The organism is Bradyrhizobium sp. 61 (assembly GCF_023073075.1).
GTDB classification, from domain to species: Bacteria; Pseudomonadota; Alphaproteobacteria; order Rhizobiales; family Xanthobacteraceae; genus Bradyrhizobium; species Bradyrhizobium barranii.
In genome coordinates this window covers 1-23759 of record NZ_JADPIU010000001.1, presented here as the reverse complement: position 1 = coordinate 23759, position 23759 = coordinate 1, and the positions used below count along the sequence as shown (strand labels likewise).

Genomic DNA, 23759 nt, shown 5'->3' with positions numbered 1-23759 from the left:
CGACGGCGCCGATGACGATCTTGATCGACAGGGATCAAGGTATATCGAGCCCGGCGCTGGTACCGGCCGAGGGCGATCTCGCGCGCGACCACGGTCTCGCCGATCTCACGATCGGTCTGATCAACAACATGCCGGATCCGGCGCTGAAGGCGACCGAGCGGCAGTTCATGCGGCTGCTCCAGGCGGCTGCAGGTCCGCGCCGCATCCGTTTCCATTGTTTCTCGCTGCCCTCGGTGAAGCGGTCGCCCGAGGCGAAGTGGCATGTCGAAAGCGAATATTCGGAACTCAGCGAGCTCAGGCAACACAAGTTCGACGGGCTGATCGTGACCGGCGCCGAGCCGGTCGCGCCCGAGCTCGACCAGGAGCCGTATTGGCGCGACCTCACCGACCTGATCGACTGGGCCAAGGTCAACACGCGCTCGACGATCTGGTCGTGCCTCGCCGCGCATGCGGCGGTGCTGCATCTCGACAGCATCGCGCGGCGGCGGCTCCCGGCCAAATGTCACGGCATTTTCGACTGCGAAGCTGCGACGAACGATCCGCTGACGCGCGCTGCGCCCGCGCCCCTCAAGGTCTCGCATTCCCGCCTGAACGAGATCGCCGAGAGCGATCTCACGCAGGCCGGTTACCAGGTGCTGACGCGTTCTGCAGAGGCCGGCGTCGATATCTTCGTCAGGCAATATGCCAGCCGCTTCGTCTTCTTCCAGGGCCACCCGGAATACGATGCGCTCTCGCTCCAGCGCGAATATCTGCGCGACATCGGCCGCTATCTCGCGCGCGAGCGCGAGGCTTATCCGCACCTGCCCGTGAGTTATTTTGACGCAGCGACCGAAGAGAAGCTCGCCCGCTTCGAGAAGAAGGCGACCCAACAACGCCACCCCGCGCTCACCAACGAACTGCCTGCGCTGTATCTGCGCGCCGATATCGCCGCCGGCAGCGCCGCGGCGGCGCTTTTCCGCAACTGGCTGCAATATCTCGGTGCGGAAGCCGATATTTCGGTCCTGGCACGCTAGACGAAGGGCGTTGGTTCCGCGTTAGGATTACCCGGGCGTTAGGCTTGCCTCTACCAGCGCACGAATGTTTCAGTAGAGAAATAGGGAATCGCAGGAAACCCAGTCGGTGTGGTCGGCACTCCAGGGACGCGTGAGCAATCGGCTGGCCCGGCATTTCCGTGCCGCGCCGCACCGGCTGCCTGCGCATGCGCCGATGGTGAGCTTCACGTTTGACGACGCGCCCGATAGCGCCGCGGGCGAGGGCGCCGCGCTTCTGGAGAAGCACGGTGGCCGCGGCACGTTTTACCTCGCCGGCAGCCTGATCAATCGTCCGTCGGATCATTGGCACGGTCTGTCGAACGACGCGATCGTGCGGCTTCACCGGGCCGGTCACGAGATCGGCTGCCATACCTTTTCGCACCAGAGCTCGGCCGAGCTCGACGAGGCCGCCATGGCGCGCGAGATCGAGCGTAACCGCAGCCATTTCCACGCCATCGATTCCTCGATCGTGCTGGAGAACTTCGCCTACCCCTATGGAATCGCCTCGGTCTGGCGCAAGCCGCAGCTTGCAAAGGCCTTTCGCTCGGCGCGCGGCATCCTCCCCGGCGTCAATCGCGACGTCATCGACCTCCAGTTCCTGCGCGCCTCGCCTCTGGTCGATCGCGAGATCGATATTGCTGGCGTCGATCGCTATTTCGACGAGGCGGTCGCGAGCGGCGGATGGCTGATCTTCTACGGCCACGACGTCGCCGACGCGCCAAGCCCCTACGGCTGCACGCCGCACCTGATGCGCCATGCGCTGGAGGCGGCCGGGAAGCGCGACATGCCGATCGTGACGGTGGCGGAAGCGCTGCGACGGATCGGGGCGTAGCTTCTTCTTCCTTCTCCCCTTGCGGGAGAAGGTGGCATAGGCGGCCTTCGGCCGCCGTTCCTAGGAACGCCGAAGCAAAGCTTCGGCTATGGCGCCGGATGAGGGGTATGTCTCCACAGAGCAAGCTTTACCGAATCCGTGGATAGATACCCCTCACCCGTCTCGCCGCTACGCGGCGATCCACCCTCTCCCGCAAGGGGAGAGGGGAAGAGTCCTGCCTGCCATCCAAACAGTCTTGCCATGCCCGCGCGGTCATGCGACTGGCCTTGTGACGAATCCTACGGCCTTGCACCGACGCACCCATGTCCGCACCTTCCACCGCCCCGCTGCCTGCGCCGGCCAACGGCCGCGACGCGCTGTCGGTGCTGCATTCGGTGTTCGGCTTGCCGGGGTTCCGCGGCGCGCAGGGCGAGATCATCCGGCACGTCACGGATGGCGGCAATTGCCTGGTCTTGATGCCGACCGGCGGCGGCAAGTCGCTGTGCTATCAATTGCCGTCACTGCTGCGCGAAGGCTGCGGTATCGTGGTGTCGCCGCTGATCGCGCTGATGCGCGACCAGGTCGCCGGCCTGCTCGAGGCCGGTGTTAATGCCGCGGCGCTGAACTCGTCGCTGACGCTGCAGGAAGCTTCCGACATCGAGCGCCGCCTGATCGCGGGCGATCTCGACCTGCTCTATGTCGCGCCGGAACGCCTTGTGACGCCGCGCTGCCTGTCGCTGCTGGCGCGGGCGAAGGTCGCGCTGTTCGCGATCGACGAGGCGCATTGCGTCTCGCAATGGGGTCATGACTTCCGCCCCGAATATGTCGGCCTCTCCATCATCGCCGAACGTTTTCCGAACGTTCCACGCATCGCGCTGACCGCGACCGCCGACGAGCTGACCCGCAAGGAGATCGTCGAGCGCCTCCGGCTCGCCGACAGCCCGCAATTCGTCTCCAGCTTCGACCGCCCGAATATCCGCTACGAGATCGTCGACAAGCGCAACGCCGTGTCGCAATTGAAAGAATTCATCCGGGAGCGGCACGCGGGCGACGCCGGCGTGGTCTATTGCCTGTCGCGCAATCGCGTCGAGGAGGTTGCCGCCGCGCTCGACGACGCCGGCATTGCGGCGCTGCCCTATCACGCCGGGCTCGACAGCGGCATACGCTCGCGCAACCAGGACCGGTTCCTCAACGAGGACGGCATCGTCATCGTCGCGACCATCGCCTTCGGCATGGGCATCGACAAGCCCGACGTCCGCTTCGTCGCCCATCTCGATCTGCCGAAGAGCATCGAGGCCTATTATCAGGAGACGGGGCGGGCGGGGCGCGACGGCAAGCCGTCGGCGGCCTGGATGGCCTATGGTCTCTCCGACATCGTGCAGCAGCGCCGCATGATCGACGAGTCCAGCGGTTCTGACGATTTCAAGCGGGTGTCGATCGGCAAGCTCGACGCACTGGTCGGCCTCGCCGAGACCGCGCAGTGCCGGCGCAAGCGGTTGCTCGGCTATTTCGGCGAGGCCGTGGACGGCGAGACCTGCGGTAATTGCGACAACTGCCTGACGCCGCCCAAGATGCGCGACGGCAAGGTGCTGGCGCAGAAGCTGCTGTCCTGCGCCTATCGCACCGGGCAGCGTTTCGGTGCAATGCAGCTGATCGACGTCCTGATTGGCCGCCTCACCGAAAAGGTGACCCAGTTCGGCCACGACAAGTTGTCCGTGTTCGGCATCGGGCGCGAGCTGAACGAGAAGCAGTGGCGCACGGTGCTGCGGCAGCTGGTGGCGATGGGGCATTTGTACAGCGACAGCGAGGCGTTCGGCGCGCTGAAGCTGACGGAGAGCGCGCGCGGCGTGCTACGTGGCGAGACCGAGGTGTGGCTGCGCGAGGAGGCGCCGGGTACGCGCGTTCGCGCGAGCCGGACAAAATCGCGCCGTGGTGACCTCGCGCCTGCGGCCAACGCGCCGCAGGGTGATGTCGATCCCGAATTGCGGGCGCGGCTGAGGTCCTGGCGTTCGGACATCGCGCGCGAACGCGGCGTGCCGGCCTATGTCGTGCTGCACGATGCCACCATCGACGGCATCGTCCGGGCCTGGCCGACGACGCTGGACGAGCTCCGCAACGTGCCCGGCATCGGCGACAAGAAGCTCGAGCATTACGGCGACGAGCTGCTCCAGATCGTCAAGACGCGGTAGAGCTTCTCGTCATCCCGGACAAGCGCAGCGAAGCGGTGCGCAGATCCGGATCCATACCGCGTGATTTATCTTGGGGCACGTGAGGAGACGTTCTTCGCCAAACATCTCCCTGGGGTTATGGGTCCCGGGTCTGCGCTTCCGCTTGCCCGGGACGACAGCGAGTGGAGGCGCGAGGTACGGCGCAGCTTCAGCCGTTCCGGAATGCGTAACCGTAGCCGTTGAGCGCCGGCGCGCCGCCGAGATGGGCGTAGAGAATCTTTGCGCCCTTCTCGAAATGGCCCTTTTGGGTCAGGTCGATCAGGCCTTGCATCGATTTGCCCTCATAGACAGGGTCGGTGATCATCGCCTCTAACCGTGCGGTGAGGCGGATCGCTTCCTTGGTCTCTTCCGACGGCACGCCATAGGCGGGATAGGCGTAGTCCTCGATCAGCACGACGTCGTCTTCGACGATGTCCTTGCCGAGCTCGACGAGCTTGGCGGTGTTCTGCGCGATCGAGAGCACCTGCGCCTTCGTTTGCGCCGGCGTGAAGGACGCATCGATGCCGATCACCTTTCGCGCGCGGCCGTCGGCGGCGAAGCCGACCAGCATGCCGGCATGGGTCGAGCCGGTGACGGTGCAGACCACGATGTAGTCGAACTTGAAGCCGAGCTCGGCTTCCTGCTTGCGCACTTCCTCGGCGAAGCCGACATAGCCGAGGCCGCCGAATTTGTGCACGGAGGCACCGGCGGGAATCGCATAAGGCTTGCCGCCCGCCGCCTTCACCTCCTCGATCGCCTGCTCCCAGCTCTTGCGGATGCCGATGTCGAAGCCGTCGTCCACCAGGCGCACGTCGGCGCCCATGATGCGCGACAGCATGATGTTGCCGACGCGGTCGTAGACGGCGTCCTCGTGCGGGACCCAGGCTTCCTGCACCAGGCGGCACTTCATGCCGATCTTGGCCGCGACGGCGGCGATCATGCGGGTGTGGTTGGACTGCACGCCGCCGATCGAAACCAGCGTGTCCGCGTTCGAGGCGATCGCGTCGGGGATGATGTATTCGAGCTTGCGCAGCTTGTTGCCGCCATAGGCGAGCCCGGAATTGCAGTCCTCGCGCTTGGCATAGATCTCGACATTGCCGCCGAGATGCTTCGACAGCCGCTCCAGCTTCTCGATGGGCGTCGGGCCGAAGGTCAGCGGATAGCGCGCGAATTTGTCCAGCATCATTGGGTCATCCCGATTGGCGTTGAATTGGCTCTAGCGCCTAGCACTGCCGTGGACAAATGTGCTTTCAAATATTGCGCAGCAACTTCCACAAAGCTTGCGCCGTAGCGTCTAATAGATCTACTTTCTTCCGAATTTAAGGCAAATAGCGAAAGCTTCTTCCATGGCTGCCCGACTCGATCGCACCGACCTCAAGATGTTGAGATTGCTGCAAAATAACGGCAGGCTGAGCAACGCCGAGCTGGCCGAAACCGTCGCCATCAGCCCCGCCACCTGCCATCGCCGCACCCAGCGCCTGTTCGAGGACGGCTTCATCGCCGCGGTCCGCGCCATGGTCGCGCCGAAGAAGGTGGCGAAGGGCACGCTGGTGATGGTCGGCGTCGTGCTCGACCGCTCGACCCCGGAGAGTTTTGCCACCTTCGAGCAGGCGATCACCAGGCTGAAATCCGTGCTCGACTGCCACCTCGTCGCCGGCGACTTCGACTACTTCCTCAAGATCCGCGTCGGCGACATGGAGGACTTCAACCGCATCCACGGCGAGCAGCTGATCGCGCTGCCCGGCGTACGCCAGACCCGCACCTTCTTCGTGATGAAGGAGGTCGTCGACAACGCACCGCTGGAGTTTTGAGCAGCTGCTATTGATGCGCGATCCGCATCATGGGAGGTTCAGGCGATGCAGACATTTCCCTTCCGCCAACTCAATCCGGCCGGGCCGGCCTATCGGCGCGGTTGGGTGGACGAGGCCGTCGCCGCGATCGAGGCCGACCAGTGCCGCACGGCCGACACGCATCTGATCCGGCTGATCGTGCCGGCGCTATCAGGCATCGACATCTATCTGAAGGATGAGTCCACGCATCCGACCGGCAGCCTGAAGCACCGCCTTGCGCGCTCGCTGTTCCTCTACGCGCTCTGCAACGGCCACATCCGCGAAGGCACGCCTGTGGTCGAGGCCTCGTCGGGATCGACGGCGGTGTCGGAAGCCTATTTCGCGCAGATGATCGGCGTGCCCTTCTACGCCGTGATGCCGCGCACGACCTCGGCGGAGAAGATCGCCGCGATCGAGCATTATGGCGGCAACTGCCATCTGATCGACGACGGCCGCGCGCTCTACGCGGAAGCCGCCGCGCTCGCCACCCGACTGAACGGCCATTACATGGACCAGTTCACCTTTGCCGAGCGCGCTACCGACTGGCGCGGCAACAACAACATCGCCGAATCGATCTTCACGCAATTGCAGGGTGAGCCGCGTCCGATTCCCGACTGGATCGTGATGGGCGCGGGCACCGGCGGCACCTCGGCCACCATCGGACGGTACTTGCGCTATCGCCAGTATCCGACACGGCTGTGCGTCGCCGACGTCGAGCATTCCGCCTTCTTCGACTGCTTCCGCACGCAGGACCGCTCTCACGTTTGCGAACGCCCATCGCTGATCGAGGGCGTCGGCCGGCCGCGCTGCGAACCCTCCTTCGTCCCCGGCGTGGTCGACCGCATGATGAAGATCCCGGATGCGGCAACGATCGCGGCGATGAACGTGCTGTCGCGCCGGCTGCGCCGCGCGGTCGGTGGCTCCACCGGCACCAACTTCCTGGCACTGTGCCGCCTCGCCTCGGAGATGCGACAGGCGAACGTATCAGGGTCGCTGGTGACGCTGATCTGCGATTCCGGCGAGCGCTACCGGCAGACCTATTACGAGCCCGAATGGCTGAAGGGGCGCGGCCTCGATCCTGCGCCGTTCGAGGCGGCCCTGTCGTCGTTCCTCACGACGGGCGAGCCACTGACGCTCGACGTCGACGACGTCGCAAATCCGCAGATCATACCAAGCCCCGAGGCATCCTAGCCGACGTTTCCCTGCCACTTCCAAAATGGCACGATCGTCACGGCAACTTCACTTGCCTTGCACGCACACGCGGGTGAGCTTCGCCTCTTCTCAACGAGGAGATCATGCCGTGCGCCTTCCCATTCTCGATCCGAAAGACCTGAGCGCCGAACAGAAGCCGCTCTATGACGACATGCGAGCCGGCATCAAGGACCACTTCAAGGGCTTCGTGAACATGCGCGACGACGGCGCGCTGCTGGGGCCGTGGAATCCCTGGATCCGCGAGCCGCGCTTCGGCAAGCCGGTGTGGGAGCTGGTCAAGGCGATCGCATCGAACCCGTTGCTGCCGGCGCCGGTGCGCGAGGTCGCGATCCTCGTCACCGGCTCGCATTTCCGCTCCGGCTACGAGCTCTATGCTCATGTGCTCGTTGCCGAGCAGCGCGGCCTCTCCGACGAGAAGCTCGCGACCATCGTCGCGGGGCAGCGGCCGGTCGATCTCACCAAGCAGGAGGCCGTCGCCTACGACGTGGCGTCCGCATTGGTCAGTGGTGGCGTGCTGCCGGAATTGACCTGGCGCGCCGCGGTGAAGGAGTTCGGCGAGCACGGCGCGGCCGAGCTGTCCTATCTCGTCGGCGTCTACTGCATGGTCTCGGTCACGCTCAACACGTTTGACGTGCCGGTGCCAGAGTAGACGCTGCTTCGACGATCACTCCGCCGCCTTGCTTACAGGCGGCGGGGGCGCCCAGGCGATGCAGCGATTGCGGCCTTCGGCCTTGGCCTGGTAGAGCGCATGATCGGCCGCGCCCATCGGCGCGTCGATGCCGGAAATGCTGACGGTGGCTGCCGCCATGCCGATGCTCATGGTGAGGCCGAACTGAACCTTGTCGGCAAAGACCTGCGCGCTCATCACGCGCTTGCGGACGCCGCCGGCAAACCGCTCGGCAGCGTCGTGCCTCTGCGTACCGCCAGCGCTTCGAATGCGGCCGACAATGATGTGTTGCCGAAGCCGAGCCCGAGCGTGACGGCGGGGATGGTCGCATAGATCGTGCGAAGATCGAGGTAGATGTTGGGGACATCGGGCTTTGCCGGCGCGTCGTCCTCATCGTCGGCAGCGAAGGCAGTGCCTGCCGAGATCGTCAGACAAAGCAGTCCCATCGCGACAGCGCGCGAAGCCTGGCGATGCGATGGGTTGTGATGGGACACGTGACAATCCGACGCGTGGCGATTTGATGACGGAACCGTTGTTGGATGGAACGTGATCGCTCGGGTGGTCAAGCGGTATCCGTAAGCGATGGACGGCACGGATGTGCGCGGCTACCCTGCCGTGATCGCACCGACACACGCGCCGGCCGGAGTGCGGGCCGGACATTGGAAGGACACAGCCATGAACACGTCACGCCGCATCCTGCTCACTGGTCTGGCGGGCCTCGCTGTCGCTCCGACCGCGGCGGCGGCTAGCGTACCGTCGGCCGAGCCTGGCGACGTGACGGTCGCCGAAGAGCGATTCGCGCGCACGATTGCCGCCGCCCATGCCCCTGACGTCAGCTGCGCACGGCAGGCCGAACGCTATGCGGATGCGCATTGGCTGGAATATGTCGTGGCGGCGCGGGCCGTGCTCGGCGCGCGCGCGTGATGCTTTCTTCCCTTCTCCCCTTGCGGGAGAAGGTGGCGCGAAGCGCCGCTACGCGGCGGTCCACCCTCTCCCCGGTCTGAACACCCACAGGGGGAGAGGGTAAGCGCCTCATTTCTCCACCGCCCGCCGAACCTGTTCGCCGATCTGCGACAGCACGAGCTGCGCCTGCGGCAGGATCGCGCCCATGGCGTGGAAATTGTGGACCATGCCGTCATGGCAGACATGCTCGACCGCGACACCCGCGGCGAGCAGCTTGCGCGCATAGGCATTGCCCTCGTCGCGCATCGGATCGAATTCGGCGGTGTGGATGATCGCGGTCGGCAGGCCTGCAAGCCGCGTCGCGCGCAAGGGCGAGATGCGGGGGTCGGCGGTGTCGATGCCATCAGGCAGGTAATCGGCGAGATCGGCTTCGATGGTGGCGCGATCGATCAGATGGCCTTCGGCGAATGCCTCGCGCGAAGGCGAGGTCTCCTCGAAATCCAGCACCGGGCAGATCAGGCATTGCGCGACGATCGAGAGGCCGGCGGTCTGCATCGCTTCCTGGCACACGATCGCAGCGAGCGTGGCGCCGGCGGAATCACCGCCGACCACCAGCCGTTCGGCGTCGATGCCCAGCGACGAAGCTTGCCGCGCGACCCACTCCGTGGCCGCGATCGCATCAATGACGGCAGCAGGAAATTTGTGCTCAGGCGCGAGCCGGTAATCGACCGAGACGAGGCGACAGCCGGTTACATGCGCCAGCGCCGCCGCGATGCGGTCATGCGTCGCAATGCTGCCGGCCACGAGCCCGCCGCCATGAAAGAACACGAAGCCCGGCGCGCGGTCGCCGGCAGAAGCAGGCGAATAAAGGCGATAGGGCAGCTCTCCACCGGGACCCGGAAGCGTGCCGTCGGCGGTGGTCACATCCGGCGCATCAGTGCGCGCAAACTGCATCAGCTTCGCCAGCGACTGCCGCTGCGCCTCCACGCTCGGCCGGCTCCGCCCCTGCGGGGCGGCCGCAGCCATCATGGTCAACAAACGCCTTGCAAGCGGATCGAGCGGCATGGATCCTTCTCCCCTCGTCGGAGAGGGTAACGCACCATATCCCAGCAGGGAATCATTTAGACATTGGGACAATAGTGCCCGGATATTTCCAAGGGAGGCCGGTCATGGCCGAGATCAAGAAACAGATCGAATATTCGCCGAGCTGGACCTTCTTCGAGGGCAAATGGCACGACGGCAACGTGCCGATCATGGGCCCGCGCACGCATGCGGCCTGGCTCGGCTCGGTCGTGTTCGACGGTGCGCGCGCGTTCGAGGGCGTCGCGCCCGACCTCGACCGTCACGTCGCCCGCGCCAACCAATCCGCGATCAATTTTGGCCTGAAGCCGGTGGTCGACACCGGCACCTGGCTGTCGCTCGCACACGAAGGCATCGCGCGCTTCGCGGTGAATGCCGAACTGTACGTCCGCCCGATGTACTGGGCGCAGAACGGTTCGGGCGGCGGCGTGCTGTTCGACCCCGAGACGACCAATTGGTGCCTGTGCATCTATGAGGCGCCGATGCCGAAACCGGTCGGCAACGCCATCACGCTGTCGCCGTTCCGCAGGCCCACCGCCGAATGCGCGCCGGTCGAGGCCAAGGCCGCCTGTCTCTATCCGAACAATTCGCGGGCGCTCGCGGAAGCCGCCGGGCGCGGCTTCCAGAACGCGCTGATGCTCGACATGCTCGGCAATGTCGCGGAGTTCGGCAATTCCAACGTGTTCATGGCCAAGGACGGCGTGGTCTACACGCCGGTCCCGAACGGCACGTTCCTGAACGGCATCACGCGCCAGCGCGTCATCAGCCTGCTGTGCGGCGACGGCGTTACCGTGGTCGAGAAGACGCTGCGCTATGCCGACTTCCTCGCTGCCGACGAGATCTTCTCGACCGGCAATTTCGCCAAGGTCGCCCCCGTGATCCGCATCGACGATCGCGAGCTGAAGCCGGGGCCGCTCTACACCAAAGCGCGCATGCTCTATTGGGACTTTGCGCATGCGGTTAAGCTGGCGGCGTAGGGCGCCGCACTTTCCTTCGTCCTAGCCGCGTCGCTTAAACCGGCTGAACTGAAACGCCTGGGTCGACTTCCACGGCGTGTGATGCGTCTCGCTCCGCGTCTCGACCAGCTCGAACTCCGGCCCAAGCTCCGCAGCAAGGCTCGCGCTGTCGTGCCGCTGCACCGGCAGGCCGCTGCACTTCTCCGGGCCATCAAGCGCAAATGTCGCGATGATGATTTGGCCGCCGGGCGCAATCGCCGACCGCAGTCGCTCGACGTAAGCGGCCCTGTCGCGTGGATCGGTCAGGAAGTGGAATGCCGCGCGATCGTGCCAGACGTTGTAGCTGCGCCCCGGCCGCCATGTCGTGGCGTCGGCAACGATCCAGTCGACCGCTGAAGCGGCCCGGCCGATTCGTTTCTTCGCCGCTTCAAGCGCGTTGGCGGAGAGATCCAGCACGGCGAGGTCGCGGTATCCGTCCCGCAGGAGAGCGTCCACCAGCCGCGAAGCACCGCCGCCGATGTCGATGATGGCGGCGCCATGGTCTGGACAGGCCGAGCCGATCATCTCCAGCGAGATCGCCGGGCTGTCCTGAAACCAGCTTACCTCGGCCTCGCCCTTGGTGGCGTAGACGTTGTCCCAGTGGGTGCTGCGGTCGGACATGGCGGCTCCGGCCTGGCCGGGACGACAGCGCGCACGTCGCGCCGTTACGAACCGGCGGCCCGCGCGCCCGCCGCAGGTGGACGCGCCGGCGCGAACGAAATCCCTACTCGTCCTTCTTCGACATCCGCTCGAGGCGTTCCTGCATGTCCTTCATCTGCTGACGCAGGTCGTCGATGTTGCTGGTGTCCGTCGGCGCCGCAGCGCTTGCGTCGGCCTCCGGTTCGGGGGTGGTCGCCGGACGGCCCGCGTTGGGGGCAAACGGCTTGAACATCGAGAAGGTCTGCTGGAACAGCTCCATGTTGCGGCGGACCTGTTCTTCCAACGGAGCAAAAGGAGTGCCGGAGAGCGAGTTGGCGATCTGCTTGCGGAACTTCTCCTGCTCCTGGGTCAGCGTCGCGATCGACTGCTCCAGATATTTCGGCACCACCATCTGCATGCTGTCGCCGTAGAAGCGGATGAGCTGGCGCAGGAAGGTGGTCGGCAGCAGGTTCTGGCCGGCCTTGTTCTCCTGCTCGAAGATGATCTGGGCGAGCACGGAGCGGGTGATGTCGTCGCCGGTCTTGGCGTCGTAGACCAGGAAATCCTCTCCGTCCTTGACCATGGCGGCGAGGTCTTCGAGCGTCACGTAGGTGCTCGTTCCGGTGTTATAGAGCCGGCGGTTCGCGTATTTCTTGATGGTGGTGGGTTGGTCTGATTTCGCCATGGGCTCTCACTTGCAAGCGCGGAGAACGGGAACCCGGCGGATAATGCCGCAGGGCGGGAAGAGTACGCAACGCAACAAAATAAGCATTTTCAAAGGGGTCACGCTACCGTTTTGTGCGCCACGGTTAATCGGGCAGCAAAAACGTGCTTGCGAAAGCGCCAAGAACGCTATTTTGAATGCGTTGCGGCATGAATTCGGTCGCCGGCCGATTGACATGCCTCAACGACGTTAACAGGATGCCATTCGAGACTGGCGAGCCGTTTCCCCAGCCCCGCCTGCCCCCTTTCAACACCAGGAGATGCCCATGTCAGACGATGTCGTCATCGTCAGCGCCGCCCGCACCCCGGTCGGAAGCTTCAACGGAGCGTTCGCGACCCTTCCCGCCCATGACCTCGGCGCCATCGCCATCAAGGCCGCGCTGGAGCGTGGTGGCATCGAGCCTGGCCGGGTCTCCGAAGTCATCATGGGTCAGATCCTGACCGCGGCTCAGGGTCAGAACCCGGCCCGCCAGGCCTCGATTGCCGCCGGCATTCCGGTGGAGAGCCCGGCCTGGGGCGTCAACCAGCTTTGCGGCTCGGGCCTGCGCACCGTCGCGTTGGGCTATCAGGCGCTGCTCAACGGCGATTCCGAGATCGTGGTCGCCGGCGGCCAGGAATCCATGAGCATGGCTCCGCACGCCCAGTATCTGCGCGGCGGCGTCAAGATGGGCCCGGTCGAGTTCGTCGACACCATGATCAAGGACGGCCTGTGGGATGCCTTCAACGGCTATCACATGGGGAATACGGCCGAGAACGTCGCGCGCCAGTGGCAGATTACCCGCGCCCAGCAGGACGAGTTTGCGGTCCACTCGCAGCAGAAGGCCGAGGCGGCGCAGAAGGCCGGCAAGTTCAACGACGAGATCGTTCCCGTCACCATCAAGACCCGCAAGGGCGACATCGTCGTCAGCGCCGACGAATATCCGCGTCATGGCGCAACGCTCGACGGGATGGCGAAGCTCAAGCCCGCCTTCGAGAAGGAAGGCACGGTCACCGCGGGTTCGGCCTCCGGCATCAACGACGGTGCTGCCGCCGTGGTGCTGATGACCGCCAAGCAGGCGGCCAAGGAAGGCAAGAAGCCGCTCGCGCGCATCGTGTCCTGGGCGCAGGCCGGCGTCGATCCGAAGATCATGGGCTCGGGCCCGATCCCGGCCTCGCGCGCCGCGCTGAAGAAGGCCGGCTGGAGCGTCGGCGATCTCGACCTGATCGAAGCCAACGAGGCCTTCGCGGCGCAGGCCTGCGCCGTCAACAAGGATCTCGGCTGGGACACCTCGAAGGTCAACGTCAACGGCGGTGCGATCGCGATCGGCCATCCGGTCGGCGCTTCCGGCGCACGCGTGCTGGTGACGCTGCTGCACGAGATGCAGAAGCGCGATTCGAAGAAGGGCCTCGCCACGCTGTGCATCGGCGGCGGCATGGGTATCGCGATGTGCCTGGCGCGCGACTGAAGCTGACATCTAACTTACGTGTCACTTGCGCGTGCGCTGCACACATAGATGAGTGCGTTGCACGCGACTAAAAAGGCGGCGGTGGCAAATCAAATATTCTTCGCAACAGCGCCAGCCTCGACTAAATACAAACGCCCGGCTCGACGCCGGGCGTTTTGTTCTTGATGTCCGTCAAACCAACCGCATAATCCGCATCTAAAACGATCACACAGAAACGTCCGCAGAGTCCAAGGGAAGGAATACGATATGGCACGTGTTGCACTGGTGACGGGTGGTACGCGGGGCATCGGAGCTGCGATCAGCAAGGCGCTGAAGGCGGCCGGCTACAAGGTCGCGGCAAGCTATGCCGGCAACGATGCGGCGGCGGAGAAGTTCAAGGCCGAGACCGGCATCGCCGTCTACAAATGGGACGTCAGCAATTTCGATGCCTGCGCCGAAGGCGTGAAGAAGGTCGAGGCCGAGCTCGGCCCCGTCGACGTGCTCGTCAACAACGCCGGCATCACCCGGGACACCGCCTTCCACAAGATGACGCTCGAGCAGTGGAACGCCGTGATCAACACCAATCTCGGCTCGCTGTTCAACATGACGCGCCAGGTCATCGAGGGCATGCGCGCGCGCAAGTTCGGCCGCGTCATCTCGATCTCGTCGATCAACGGCCAGAAGGGGCAATTCGGCCAGGTCAACTATTCCGCAGCAAAGGCCGGCGACATCGGCTTCACCAAGGCGCTCGCGATCGAGAACGCCAAGGGCGGCATCACCGTCAACGCGATCGCACCGGGCTACATCAACACCGAGATGGTGCAGGCGGTGCCGAAGGACGTGCTGGAAAAGAACGTGATCCCGCAGATCCCGGTCAACCGGCTCGGCGAACCCGAGGAGATCGCGCGCGCCGTGGTGTTCCTCGCCGCCGACGAGGCCGGCTTCATCACCGGCTCGACGCTGACCATCAATGGCGGCCAGTATCACGCCTGATAGGGCGTCAAGCCTGTAGATTCAGGCGCGACAAGGCGATAGTGAAGACGAAATGCCCGGCCTCGTGCCGGGCATCATCGTCCTCAGGGCCTTTCGATTGATGACCCCGCGCACAGCCACACTGATCGGATTGACCGCGATCCTGATGTGGTCGCTGCTTTCCGTGATGACGGTGGCGACCGGAAAGATTCCGGCGTTCCAGCTCGCCGCCATGACGTTCGCGATCGGCGGTCTCGTCGGCCTCCTCACCTGGGTCGGCCGCGGCGATGCGGCGAGGAGCTTGCGTCAGCCGCTGGTCGTATGGGTCGTCGGCGTCGGTGGCCTGTTCGGCTATCACGCACTGTATTTCCTGGCGCTGCGCTTTGCGCCGCCGGCCGAAGCCGGTCTTTTGAATTACATGTGGCCGCTCCTGATCGTGCTGTTCTCGTCGTTCCTGCCGGGCGAGCGGCTTGCGGTGCATCACATCATCGGTGCCGTGCTCGGCCTCGTCGGCACCGTGCTGCTGTTCGCCGGAAGCACCTCCGGCTTCGCGCCGGGCCAGCTGCCGGGATTGATCGCGGCGTTCATCGCGGCGTTCGTCTGGGCGACCTATTCGGTGCTGTCGCGGCGATTGAAAGCGGTGCCGACCGATGCGGTCGCGGGCTTCTGCCTTGCCACCGCGGTGCTCGCCGCGCTGATGCATGGTCTGCTTGAAACCACGGTGTGGCCGGAGACGACGCTGCAATGGCTCTCCGTGGCCGCCCTCGGCATCGGTCCCGTCGGCGCCGCGTTCTACGCCTGGGACATCGGCATGAAGCGCGGCGACATCCGCGTGCTCGGCGCCGCATCCTATGCGACGCCGCTGCTCTCGACCGGATTCCTCATCGCCGCCGGTTTTGCAAAAGCCAGCGCCAACATCGCCATCGCCGCGGTTCTGATCGCCGGCGGCGGCCTGATCGCGGCGAAGGATATGGTGCTGCGGAAGCGGTGACCGTTGTTGTCGGGCTCGCTGCCATGCGCCGCCCCGGAATGACAGTGCGCCTTACGGCTCCCAGCCCTTCGGCGCGAGCTCGAATTTTGCGAACTCGAATGCGGGCGCCACTGTGCAGCCGACCAGCGTCCACTCTCCCATGCTCTCCGCCATCTGCCAGGCATTCGCCGGCACGATTCCCTGCGGCCGTTCGCCGCTCACAAGGTCCGTGCCGAGCTGTACCTCGTGTTGCGAGCAGCCTTCATGCGCGATGCGCAGCGTCAGCGGGCTGCCGGCGTAGTAGTGCCAGATCTCCACGGCGTCGATGCGATGCCAATGCGAGCGTTCGCCGCGCGCGAGCAGGAAATAAATGAGGGTCGAGCGCGACCGGCCGTTAGGGTCCGTAGTCTGGTCGCGAAACGTCTCGCGGTAGTGGCCGCCTTCGGGATGCGGGCGGAGTTCGAGGCGTGCGATGATCTCGGCTGCGGTCGGCATCGATCCCCGTCAGGATTTCTTCTTCAGGATTTGTTCTTGCGCTCGCGCAGTTCGCCAAACACCGCGGCAGCGTCCGCGCCCTTCATATGTAGCCTGGTTGCGACCGACGGTTCATCAGCACGCAGGAACACGTTTGCTCGCTTCTCGTCACCAAGTAGTGAAGGAATGGTCGGCTTGTTCTCGGCCCGCAGCTTCGCCACTTCCGCCGCGCGTGCCTGGAGCGCCACATTGTCGGGGTCGATGGTGAGTGCGAACTTGACGTTGGACGCGGTGTATTCGTGCCCGCAATAGAGCTTGAAGTCGTCAGGCAGCGCCCGCAGCTTCAGAAGCGAGTCCCACATCATCGGGTAGTCGCCTTCGAACACGCGGCCGCAGCCGATCGAGAACAGCGTGTCGGCCGCGAACAGCGTCTTCTCATTGTCGAACACGTAGGAGATGTGGTCGAGCGTGTGGCCGGGCGTCTCCAGCACGCGCCCCAGCAAGCTGCCGACCTTGACGATGTCGGCATTGGCGACGCGCAGGTCGACGTTGGCGATCTTCGTCGTCTTGTCATGCGGCGCGACGACGCGGCAATTGTATTTCTGCTTGAGTTCGGCGACCCCGCCGACATGATCGCCATGATGATGGGTGATCAGGATGTCGGTGAGCTGCCAGCCCTCGCGCTCAAGCGCCTTCAGGATGGGGCCGGCCTCCGGCGCGTCGATCGACGCCGTCGCCTTGGTTTCCACATCGTGGATCAGATAACCGAAATTGTCGTTTAAACAGGTGAAAGTACGAATTTCGGCGGCCATGTCATCTCCATCGCGCTCAGCCCCGCAGACAAATATGGCGTTAACGTTGCGCAGGCAATGCAATATTCCGCGGGCGGGAGCCGCCTCGTGCATGTTACATTGCCGTCATGACCATTGATGTCGTCGATCTCCGCGAGTTCTACTCCCGTCGCCTCGGGATTGTGGCGCGGCAAATGATCAATCGCGGCATCAGGGAGCGCTGGCCGACCGCCGCGGGCCAGCGTGTGCTCGGCATCGGCTATCCCACCCCTTATCTCGGCCTGTTCCGCGAGGACGCGGAGCGCTGCATCGCCTTCATGCCGTCGGCGCAGGGCGTCTTGAAATGGCCGACGGGCCGGCCGGCGCTGGCCTCGCTGGTCGATGAATTCTCGCTGCCGCTTCCTGACGCCGCGGTCGACCGGATCCTGCTAATTCATGCGCTGGAGATGTCGGATGATCCGGCCGCGCTCTTGCGCGAGGTGTGGCGGGTGCTGTCGCCCTCCGGCCGCGTGATCGCGGTGATCCCGAACCGGCGCGGGGTCTGGACCCGCACCGACAGCACGCCGTTCGGTCACGGCCGGCCCTATTCGCGCTCGCAGATCACCGACCTGTTGCGCCAGACCTGGTTCACGCCGACCGCCTGGGGCGAGGCGTTGTTCATGCCGCCCTATGCCGGCGGCTGGGTGCTGAAATCGGCGCAGGTGTGGGAGCGTGCGGGCGCGGCGCTGTCGTTACCCTTTGCCGGCGTGCACATTGTCGAGGCGACCAAGCAGGTCTATCGCGCGATCCCCGCCAAGCGCGAGCGCGCGCGGCTGATTCCCTCGTTGAAGCCTGTGCTGGTGCCGTCCTCGACGGTGACGCGCACCTGAAAACAAATCGTCCCGGCGCGAGGCCGGGACGATGCAGATCAGAATATCGGAAGAAGCTTACTCGCCGGAGGCGACTTCGTCGCTGGAGCCGGCCGGAGCCGCCTCGCGCTCGGGGCGCGGGCCATGCGGCCGGCGGCGCCGCCGCGGAAAGCGTTCGCCGCCACCGCCGCCTTCCAGGCCACCAGGACCGCCATTCGCGGCACTATTCACTTGCGGCTGTGCGCCGGTGATGAAGGAGGGCAGGCGATCGACGCTGCCGGTGTCGGCAACGACGGGCTGCGGCTGGTTCAGCGGCAGCGGCTGCGGCTGATATTGCGGCTGCGCACGATGGTCGCGTTCGCGATGTTCGCGGGGCTGCTGGTTGTCGCGCTGATAGGGCTGCTGGCCGTCACGCGGCTGATGATCACGCTGGTGATCGCGCTGGCCGTCGCGGTCGCGCATGAAGGGCTGTTGCTGCTGCGGCGGCTGCGGGACGAAGCCCGGCTCCTGGCCGAAATTCGAGAAATTCTCGCCGTCGTCCTCGCTGTCGTCGCTGCTGTTGCTGACGGGCTCGTCGCCGCGCGGCTGCTGGTTCTGGCGGAACTGTTCCTGGGCTGCCGCGATCAGGCGGAAATAATGCTCGGCGTGCTGGTAGTAGTTCTCGGCGGCGACCGGGTCGCCGGAAGAGCGCGCATCGCGCGCGAGCTGAAGATATTTTTCGGCGATGTGCGAAGCCGTGCCGCGGATCTTGATGTCGGGTCCGTTCGATTCGTAAACCCGGGTCATCGGGTTCTGGCCGCGCCGGTTGTTGTTGTTGTTATTATTATTGTTATTGCGGTTGCGCATCCGCTGCTTGTTCTGACCGTTTCTCATGTCCTGCCTTTAATTCCAGCCCTAAAGGTTGCACGCATTACTGATTGCTCGGAGTGACCTGATGACAGCGGTTCACATCTCTCATGCGCACCGCGCGCAGGAGCGGCTTGAACCCTGCCGATGTCCGTCGACCGTCGCGTTCAACAAAGACGCGTTCCCCACCCGCCAGCATCCATTGCCAGCGAACCCATTCATATCGCCTGCCGAAACAAGCCCAGCTTTGTTGCGTAAGTCTTCAAGCGCAATATCAGGCTTTCGTTCACTTTGCGGTCGGAGAGCAGCGCAGCTCCAATGGCCATCGCGCTCAACAGGACCTGCGGCTTGGAACCTTTAAATCAGTAAAGCTCTCGCCCGAGAGCCCGGCTTTTGCCCGTAGGTCTACGGGGCCGGCACCGATGTGTTGACCGGAACGTAGTCGTTCCCAAGGGATATTCCAAGAGGTTTTTTGCAACCCAATCCGGCTTTTATGGGGGCATTTTTCGGGCCGAAACCGCCCGCGGGATGCCCGCCAAATCGGCCTTGGGCGGCCTGTCCACAGACAACGCGGCAGCCGTCATCAAGGTTTCAATATCGCGGGCCTGCCCTTGCCCCGCCTCGACGATCAACGCTCCGCCGGGGGCGAGCCGCTCGGCCGCCTGCGGGATCAGGGCGCGGTAGGCGTCATAGCCGTCATTGCCGCCGTCGAGCGCCAGATGCGGATCGTGCTCGCGCACGTCGAGGCTCAGTTTCGGAATTTCCCCTGAGGGAATATAGGGCGGATTCGACACGATGAGATCGAACGGGCCGCGCAGCGCCGCCGCATAGGAGCAGGCGACGAAGCCGGAACGGTCGGCGAGGCCCAGTGCTGCGGCATTGCTCCGCGCGGTGTCGAGCGCGGAGAGGCTGAGATCGGTTCCGACACCGAAGGCATCGGGAATTTCGTGCAGCAGCGCGAGCAGGATCGCGCCGGATCCAGTGCCGATATCCGCGATTCGCGGGCGCGGCCCCGATATCGCGGCCTCCCGAAAGATTTCCAGTGCCAGTTCGACCACGGTCTCGGTGTCCGGCCGCGGCACCAGCGTCGCTTCGGACAGTTGGAACGGCAGGCCCCAGAATTCGCGCGCGCCGAGAATGCGGGCGACCGGCTCATGCGCGAGCCGGCGCTGCGCATAGGCTTCGAGCCGCGCGGCCTCTTCGGGCGTGAGCTGCCGCGCCGCCTGCGTGACGATGCCGGTCAAATCAAGCCTCAGCGCGGCTCCGACAAGCAGGCGCGCGTCGAGGGCGGGCTCTTCGATGCCGGCCGATTGCAGCCGCGCCGCAAGCGCGCGCCGCGCACTCTCGATGCTGTGTCCGGAATCGAAACCTGTCGCCAATGGAGCCATCCTGCCTAGTATCGTGGATAGATCGGCGGCATTGCTTGCGTCAACGGAAAGGAGCGCGTCTGATCGCACCTCGCAGCGAGCGAGGGGTTCATGACGGCTTACGACGATCAGAACGTCTTCGCAAAGATCCTGCGCGGCGAGATTCCCTGCTTCGAGGTTTTCAGGGACGACCGCAGCCTCGCCTTCCTCGACATCATGCCGCGCTCGCCCGGACATACGCTGGTCATTCCCCGGGCGCCGGCGCGCGGCATCCTCGACATCGCGGATGACGATCTCGCCGCGGTCGCCCGAACCGGCAAGCGGATCGCGATTGCGGCGATGAAGGCGTTCGACGCGGAGGGTATCATCCTGCAGCAGTTCAGCGAACCGGCGAGCGGACAGGTGGTCTTCCACCTGCACATGCACGTCATGCCGGTCAGGGCCGGAATCAAGCTGCTGCCGGCGCAGACGCGCAAGGAAGACATGGCCGTGCTCGCCGATCACGCCAAGCGGATGATTGCGGCGTTGGCAGTTGATCGAGATAGCGCTGCAGCAAGACCGTAGGACGGGTAGAGCTGTTGCGAAACCCATCATCGAGACAAACTGGAAATCGACTGGCGCAGCTTCGCTCCACCGAAACTGCGAGCCAGCGATCTTTCATCGAACCTTCATCAGTTCCTGTTCAGCGGGCGGGGTCGAAGGGGGGAGCCAATCGGACATTCGAGCGCGGCACGATCCCAGCGTCCGATATCAGCTGCAGCCTGATAGGTGGTTTGCAGAAACGCCATGAGCGCGGCCTCTGGCTCGCTGGATTTTCGCACAAGGTCGTAGGGCAGGAGATATTCGCCGAGCTTCCGATCGAAGTATGCGCCCGCCGGCATGACCTGTCCGTCAGCAAAGCCATTCGGGGTGGGGTAGGCATAGGAGTAGAAGGCCGCAAAGTCTGTACCACCTCCGCCCGGCCAAAAGCCGGCGGACGAGACCTCATCGCTATAGGCCTCGCGTGTCACGACGTCCGGCAAACCCGGAACGCCACCCGGGTGAAGCGGAGCGGAACGCCCAGAGAAGCGCGTCACCGCGAGATCGAAGCTGCCCCAGAAGAGATGGACCGGACTGACTTTCCCGATGAACCCCGTCCGAAACCGATAGAACACTCCGCTGATCGCGACGAGGGCGCGGAAGAACCGCGTCACGGCGTCTGCGTCATAGGGCCTGATTTGGCGGTCCTCCGTGAACGGGATCGGATCCGGGACCTCACTGGGCCGACCGTCAAATTCTGGTGTTCCGCCGAGATGTTCTACCAAATCACAGAATCGGGCGTGAAATTCGGCGACGGACATTCGCCCGAGCGGCATTTCCGCCCTGCGCCCATCAGCTGCTTCTCCGATCAGGACGTGACGGGAGAGATCGAAGACGATCTCGATACCTGATGCGTCTGGAATCAGCGAAGTCGTGAGCCCGCGTGCATTCACGTAGAAGGTCGCGTGCCAGGAATGGTTGACCCACGGCGTTCTCGCGAGCCGATACTTGCCGACAATCTGGCAATACAGATGAAGCGCGGAACAGGTTTCGCGCCATGCCTCGAAGGGAATCTCCGGCCAGATCGCGCTCATAGCGTCTCCTCCCTCAGGTTCGGTTCGGCTTGGCAAGACCTCACCTCGGCTAAAGGCGACCCTGTGTGCGCTTTGGGCCCAAGGCGACATTCCGGGGACGAGGCCGCATGCTGCGCCCTCGAAAGCAGATATCCCGGAGTTTAGGGGGACTCGAGCTAGACGCCAAGGTATCGCTGCAGCAGCTCCGGCTGGGCCTTGAGCTCCTGCGCCGGCCCCTCGTGCACGATGTGGCCGTTGTTGATGATGTAGATCCGTGTCGCCAGCGCCAGCGTTGCTGCCAGATTCTGCTCGACCAGCACGATGGTCTGGCCGGCGGCCGCGAGCTCGCGGCAGGCCTTGACGAGATCGTGGACGATGACGGGCGCGAGCCCCTCGAACGGCTCGTCCAGCAGCACGATCTTGGGATCGCGCACCAGCGCCCGGGCGATCGCGAGCATCTGCTGCTCGCCGCCGGAGAGCTCGGTGCCGCGGTTGTTGCGCCGCTCCTTCAGCCGCGGAAACATCTCGTAGACGCGCTCAAGCGGCCAGCGCTTCGGTGCGGTGATCCCGGCGAGGACGATGTTCTCCTCCACCGACAAGCTGCCGAAGATCCGGCGCTCCTCGTGCACGAGCTGCATGCCGGCCTGCGCGATTCTGTGGCTCTTGCGTCCGGCGATATCGATGCCGTCGAACTTCACGCTGCCGCTGCGAGGCGTCACGACGCCCATCAGACTCTTGAGTGTCGTGCTCTTGCCGGCGCCGTTCCGGCCGAGCAGCGCCACCACCTCGTGCCGCTCGACGCGCATGGCGACGTCGAACAGGATGTGGGAGTCCCCGTAATAGCTGTTCAGGCCGTTGACCTCGATCAGGCTCATGCGGCGATCTCTCCGTGAACGCCGCCGAGATAGGCTTCCTGCACTGCGGCGTTGGTTCTGATTTCCTCCGGTGTGCCGTCCAGCAGCACCTTGCCCTCCTGGAGCACCGTCACGCGCTCGACCAGCTCGAACAGCGAGTCCATGTCGTGGTCGATGATGATCATGGTGCGCCCGCGCGCGATCGATTTGAGCAGCTTGACGGTCTCGACCCGCTCGCGCGGGCTCATGCCGGCGAGCGGCTCGTCGAGCAGCAGCAGGCGCGGCGAGGTGGCGAGCGCAAGCCCGATCTCCAGCCGGCGCTTCTCGCCATAGGCGAGCTCGGACACCGGCGTGTCGGCGCGGCGGGTCAAATTGACCAGGGCAAGCGTGTGCGCCACCTGCTCCGTCAGGCCCTTCACGCCCGAGAGCTTGCGGAATAGGTCGAGCCGGAATTTTCCGCGCAGCTCGGCGAGTGCTGCGATCGTCAGGTTCTGCCGCACCGTCAGGCCCGTGAAGAGCTGGTTGACCTGGTAGCTCTTGGTGAGTCCGAGCTGGCAAACTTCGGTGACCTTCAATCCCGTGATGTCGCGGCCCTCGAACACGATCTGGCCGGAGGTCGGCGCGATCTCGCAGGTCAGCATCTTGAAGAAGGTCGATTTGCCGGCGCCGTTGGGGCCGATGATGCCGCGCAGCTCGCCCTGATTGACGCTGAAATCGATGTCGCTGTTGGCGACGAGGCCGCCATAGCGCTTGGTCAGGCCGGTGGCTTTCAGGATCGGCCCGGAATAGGCGGGATGCTCGACCTCCTTGGCCTGCATCGGTGCAGGCGGAGCTTGCTGTGGCGTCTCGATCTCAGCCTCCTGCTCCGTCTCCGCAGCCCTTCGCGCTCGCTTGCCGGACACGAGGCCGTAGAGATCGACGAGGCCGCCCACAATGCCGCCGCGCAGGAAGCAGACCAGCACCACGAACACGACGCCGAGCACCAGCTTCCAGGCCGCCCCGAGGCCCAGCGCGGACTGGAGGAAATCCTGAAGGAAGAGCCAAACTGTTGCGCCGACCAGCGGTCCGAACAGCGTGCCGCGGCCGCCAATGGCAGTCTGCATCACGAGCTGACCCGAGGTGTCGAAGGTGAAGGCGTCGGGCGGCATGAAGGCCTGCAATACGCCGAGCAGGCCGCCGGCGAAGCCCGCATAGGCCGCAGCGATCACGAAGGCGGTCAACTTGTAGCCGTGGATGTTGTGGCCGACGGCGGTGGCGCGCAGCGGATTGTCGCGGATCGCGCTGAAGATGGCGCCGACAGGCGAGCGGACGATCCTGAGCGCGATGATGACGCCGATGAAATAGCACAGCGCGATGAACTGATAGAGCGACCAGCCATTGGTGAAGTGGATGGTGGTGAAGCCGAGATTGAAGCTCGGCGTCGGCACGCCCGGCAGGCCGTTCTCGCCGCCGGTGAAGTCCGAGAGCGGATTGAACTCGACGAAGAAGAACACCTCCGCGATCGCCACCGTGATCATGGCGAAA

General features: G+C 64.8%; 26 protein-coding genes. 13 read left to right on the top strand and 13 right to left on the bottom strand.

Features of this window, described 5'->3' with window-relative positions; genetic code table 11:
- Positions 1–11 precede the first annotated feature (11 nt).
- From IVB46_RS00130 to recQ, 3 genes are all read left to right on the top strand, one after another.
- The gene (locus IVB46_RS00130) at positions 12–1013 is read left to right on the top strand and encodes a homoserine O-succinyltransferase (protein WP_247341600.1); all 1002 of its coding nucleotides are present in this window, start codon (positions 12–14) and stop codon (positions 1011–1013) included.
- 106 nt (positions 1014–1119) lie between these two features.
- On the top strand, positions 1120–1863 hold the full coding sequence (locus tag IVB46_RS00125; protein ID WP_346016101.1) for a polysaccharide deacetylase family protein: 744 nt from the start codon (positions 1120–1122) through the stop codon (positions 1861–1863).
- A gap of 302 nt (positions 1864–2165) precedes the next feature.
- Complete coding sequence (recQ, locus tag IVB46_RS00120; protein WP_247314703.1) at positions 2166–4031, top strand: DNA helicase RecQ; 1866 nt, start codon at positions 2166–2168, stop codon at positions 4029–4031.
- 187 nt (positions 4032–4218) lie between these two features.
- Here the strand turns inward: recQ and IVB46_RS00115 are convergent, their stop codons facing one another.
- Positions 4219–5232 carry a 1-aminocyclopropane-1-carboxylate deaminase gene (locus IVB46_RS00115; protein ID WP_028153143.1) on the bottom strand — a complete coding sequence of 338 codons (1014 nt, stop codon included), beginning with the start codon at positions 5230–5232 and terminating at the stop codon, positions 4219–4221.
- Between the two features lie 163 nt (positions 5233–5395).
- Between IVB46_RS00115 and IVB46_RS00110 the strand changes: the two genes are divergently transcribed.
- From IVB46_RS00110 to IVB46_RS00100, 3 genes are all read left to right on the top strand, one after another.
- Positions 5396–5860, top strand: coding sequence for an Lrp/AsnC family transcriptional regulator (locus IVB46_RS00110; protein ID WP_247314700.1), 465 nt, complete (start codon positions 5396–5398; stop codon positions 5858–5860).
- A gap of 45 nt (positions 5861–5905) precedes the next feature.
- Positions 5906–7069, top strand: coding sequence for a PLP-dependent cysteine synthase family protein (locus IVB46_RS00105; RefSeq protein WP_247314698.1), 1164 nt, complete (start codon positions 5906–5908; stop codon positions 7067–7069).
- Between the two features lie 109 nt (positions 7070–7178).
- Entirely contained in the window at positions 7179–7739 is a 561-nt protein-coding gene (locus IVB46_RS00100) for a carboxymuconolactone decarboxylase family protein (RefSeq protein ID WP_166060847.1), read from the top strand.
- Positions 7740–7754: 15 nt separating this feature from the next.
- Here IVB46_RS00100 and IVB46_RS00095 read toward each other — a convergent pair whose 3' ends face one another.
- The gene (locus tag IVB46_RS00095; protein WP_247314696.1) at positions 7755–7955 is read right to left on the bottom strand and encodes a diguanylate cyclase; all 201 of its coding nucleotides are present in this window, start codon (positions 7953–7955) and stop codon (positions 7755–7757) included.
- On the bottom strand, positions 7955–8251 hold the full coding sequence (locus IVB46_RS00090; protein ID WP_247314694.1) for a hypothetical protein: 297 nt from the start codon (positions 8249–8251) through the stop codon (positions 7955–7957). The genes IVB46_RS00095 and IVB46_RS00090 overlap by 1 nt, the downstream gene beginning before the upstream one ends.
- 181 nt (positions 8252–8432) lie before the next feature.
- On the opposite strand from IVB46_RS00090, the gene IVB46_RS00085 reads away from it, so the two are divergent.
- Positions 8433–8681: a hypothetical protein gene (locus IVB46_RS00085; protein WP_063986016.1), complete on the top strand. Its 249-nt coding sequence runs from the start codon at positions 8433–8435 to the stop codon at positions 8679–8681.
- Positions 8682–8789: 108 nt separating this feature from the next.
- On the opposite strand, the gene IVB46_RS00080 is transcribed toward IVB46_RS00085, so the two are convergent.
- Positions 8790–9725, bottom strand: a complete 936-nt coding sequence (locus IVB46_RS00080; protein ID WP_247314692.1) for an alpha/beta hydrolase — start codon at positions 9723–9725, stop codon at positions 8790–8792.
- 104 nt (positions 9726–9829) lie between these two features.
- Here IVB46_RS00080 and IVB46_RS00075 point away from each other — a divergent pair, with 104 nt between their 5' ends.
- Complete coding sequence (locus IVB46_RS00075) at positions 9830–10717, top strand: branched-chain amino acid aminotransferase (protein WP_247341598.1); 888 nt, start codon at positions 9830–9832, stop codon at positions 10715–10717.
- A 21-nt stretch (positions 10718–10738) separates the two neighbouring features.
- Here IVB46_RS00075 and IVB46_RS00070 read toward each other — a convergent pair whose 3' ends face one another.
- Both IVB46_RS00070 and phaR read right to left on the bottom strand, forming a co-directional pair.
- On the bottom strand, positions 10739–11356 hold the full coding sequence (locus tag IVB46_RS00070; protein ID WP_247314688.1) for a class I SAM-dependent methyltransferase: 618 nt from the start codon (positions 11354–11356) through the stop codon (positions 10739–10741).
- 103 nt (positions 11357–11459) lie between these two features.
- A complete protein-coding gene (gene phaR / locus IVB46_RS00065) occupies positions 11460–12059 on the bottom strand; it encodes a polyhydroxyalkanoate synthesis repressor PhaR (RefSeq protein WP_247314686.1) in 600 nt (199 codons plus the stop codon).
- A gap of 304 nt (positions 12060–12363) precedes the next feature.
- Between phaR and IVB46_RS00060 the strand changes: the two genes are divergently transcribed.
- From IVB46_RS00060 to IVB46_RS00050, 3 genes are all read left to right on the top strand, one after another.
- Positions 12364–13542 (top strand): acetyl-CoA C-acetyltransferase, encoded by a 1179-nt coding sequence (locus tag IVB46_RS00060; protein WP_166346296.1) that lies wholly within the window; start codon positions 12364–12366, stop codon positions 13540–13542.
- Positions 13543–13788: 246 nt separating this feature from the next.
- Positions 13789–14514 carry an acetoacetyl-CoA reductase gene (gene phbB, locus IVB46_RS00055; RefSeq protein WP_028149509.1) on the top strand — a complete coding sequence of 242 codons (726 nt, stop codon included), beginning with the start codon at positions 13789–13791 and terminating at the stop codon, positions 14512–14514.
- 100 nt (positions 14515–14614) lie between these two features.
- Complete coding sequence (locus tag IVB46_RS00050) at positions 14615–15484, top strand: EamA family transporter (protein ID WP_247314792.1); 870 nt, start codon at positions 14615–14617, stop codon at positions 15482–15484.
- A gap of 51 nt (positions 15485–15535) precedes the next feature.
- On the opposite strand, the gene IVB46_RS00045 is transcribed toward IVB46_RS00050, so the two are convergent.
- Both IVB46_RS00045 and gloB read right to left on the bottom strand, forming a co-directional pair.
- Positions 15536–15958 (bottom strand): cupin domain-containing protein, encoded by a 423-nt coding sequence (locus IVB46_RS00045; RefSeq protein WP_247314684.1) that lies wholly within the window; start codon positions 15956–15958, stop codon positions 15536–15538.
- Positions 15959–15981: 23 nt separating this feature from the next.
- The gene (gene gloB, locus IVB46_RS00040; RefSeq protein ID WP_247314682.1) at positions 15982–16749 is read right to left on the bottom strand and encodes a hydroxyacylglutathione hydrolase; all 768 of its coding nucleotides are present in this window, start codon (positions 16747–16749) and stop codon (positions 15982–15984) included.
- Positions 16750–16856: 107 nt separating this feature from the next.
- Here gloB and IVB46_RS00035 point away from each other — a divergent pair, with 107 nt between their 5' ends.
- Positions 16857–17597 carry a methyltransferase domain-containing protein gene (locus tag IVB46_RS00035; protein WP_014490441.1) on the top strand — a complete coding sequence of 247 codons (741 nt, stop codon included), beginning with the start codon at positions 16857–16859 and terminating at the stop codon, positions 17595–17597.
- Between the two features lie 57 nt (positions 17598–17654).
- Here IVB46_RS00035 and IVB46_RS00030 read toward each other — a convergent pair whose 3' ends face one another.
- Together IVB46_RS00030 and prmC are read right to left on the bottom strand one after the other, a co-directional pair.
- A complete protein-coding gene (locus IVB46_RS00030; RefSeq protein WP_247314680.1) occupies positions 17655–18449 on the bottom strand; it encodes a DUF4167 domain-containing protein in 795 nt (264 codons plus the stop codon).
- Between the two features lie 464 nt (positions 18450–18913).
- Positions 18914–19810 carry a peptide chain release factor N(5)-glutamine methyltransferase gene (prmC, locus tag IVB46_RS00025; protein ID WP_175617952.1) on the bottom strand — a complete coding sequence of 299 codons (897 nt, stop codon included), beginning with the start codon at positions 19808–19810 and terminating at the stop codon, positions 18914–18916.
- A 90-nt stretch (positions 19811–19900) separates the two neighbouring features.
- Between prmC and IVB46_RS00020 the strand changes: the two genes are divergently transcribed.
- The gene (locus tag IVB46_RS00020; RefSeq protein ID WP_247314678.1) at positions 19901–20353 is read left to right on the top strand and encodes an HIT family protein; all 453 of its coding nucleotides are present in this window, start codon (positions 19901–19903) and stop codon (positions 20351–20353) included.
- A 107-nt stretch (positions 20354–20460) separates the two neighbouring features.
- On the opposite strand, the gene IVB46_RS00015 is transcribed toward IVB46_RS00020, so the two are convergent.
- The 3 genes from IVB46_RS00015 to IVB46_RS00005 all read right to left on the bottom strand — a co-directional run.
- Positions 20461–21402: a DUF5996 family protein gene (locus IVB46_RS00015; RefSeq protein ID WP_247314676.1), complete on the bottom strand. Its 942-nt coding sequence runs from the start codon at positions 21400–21402 to the stop codon at positions 20461–20463.
- Positions 21403–21557: 155 nt separating this feature from the next.
- Positions 21558–22256 (bottom strand): ABC transporter ATP-binding protein, encoded by a 699-nt coding sequence (locus tag IVB46_RS00010; protein WP_071908500.1) that lies wholly within the window; start codon positions 22254–22256, stop codon positions 21558–21560.
- A partial coding sequence (locus tag IVB46_RS00005; RefSeq protein ID WP_247341596.1) for a branched-chain amino acid ABC transporter ATP-binding protein/permease occupies positions 22253–23759 on the bottom strand: 1507 nt, incomplete at its 5' end. The genes IVB46_RS00010 and IVB46_RS00005, both read right to left, overlap by 4 nt.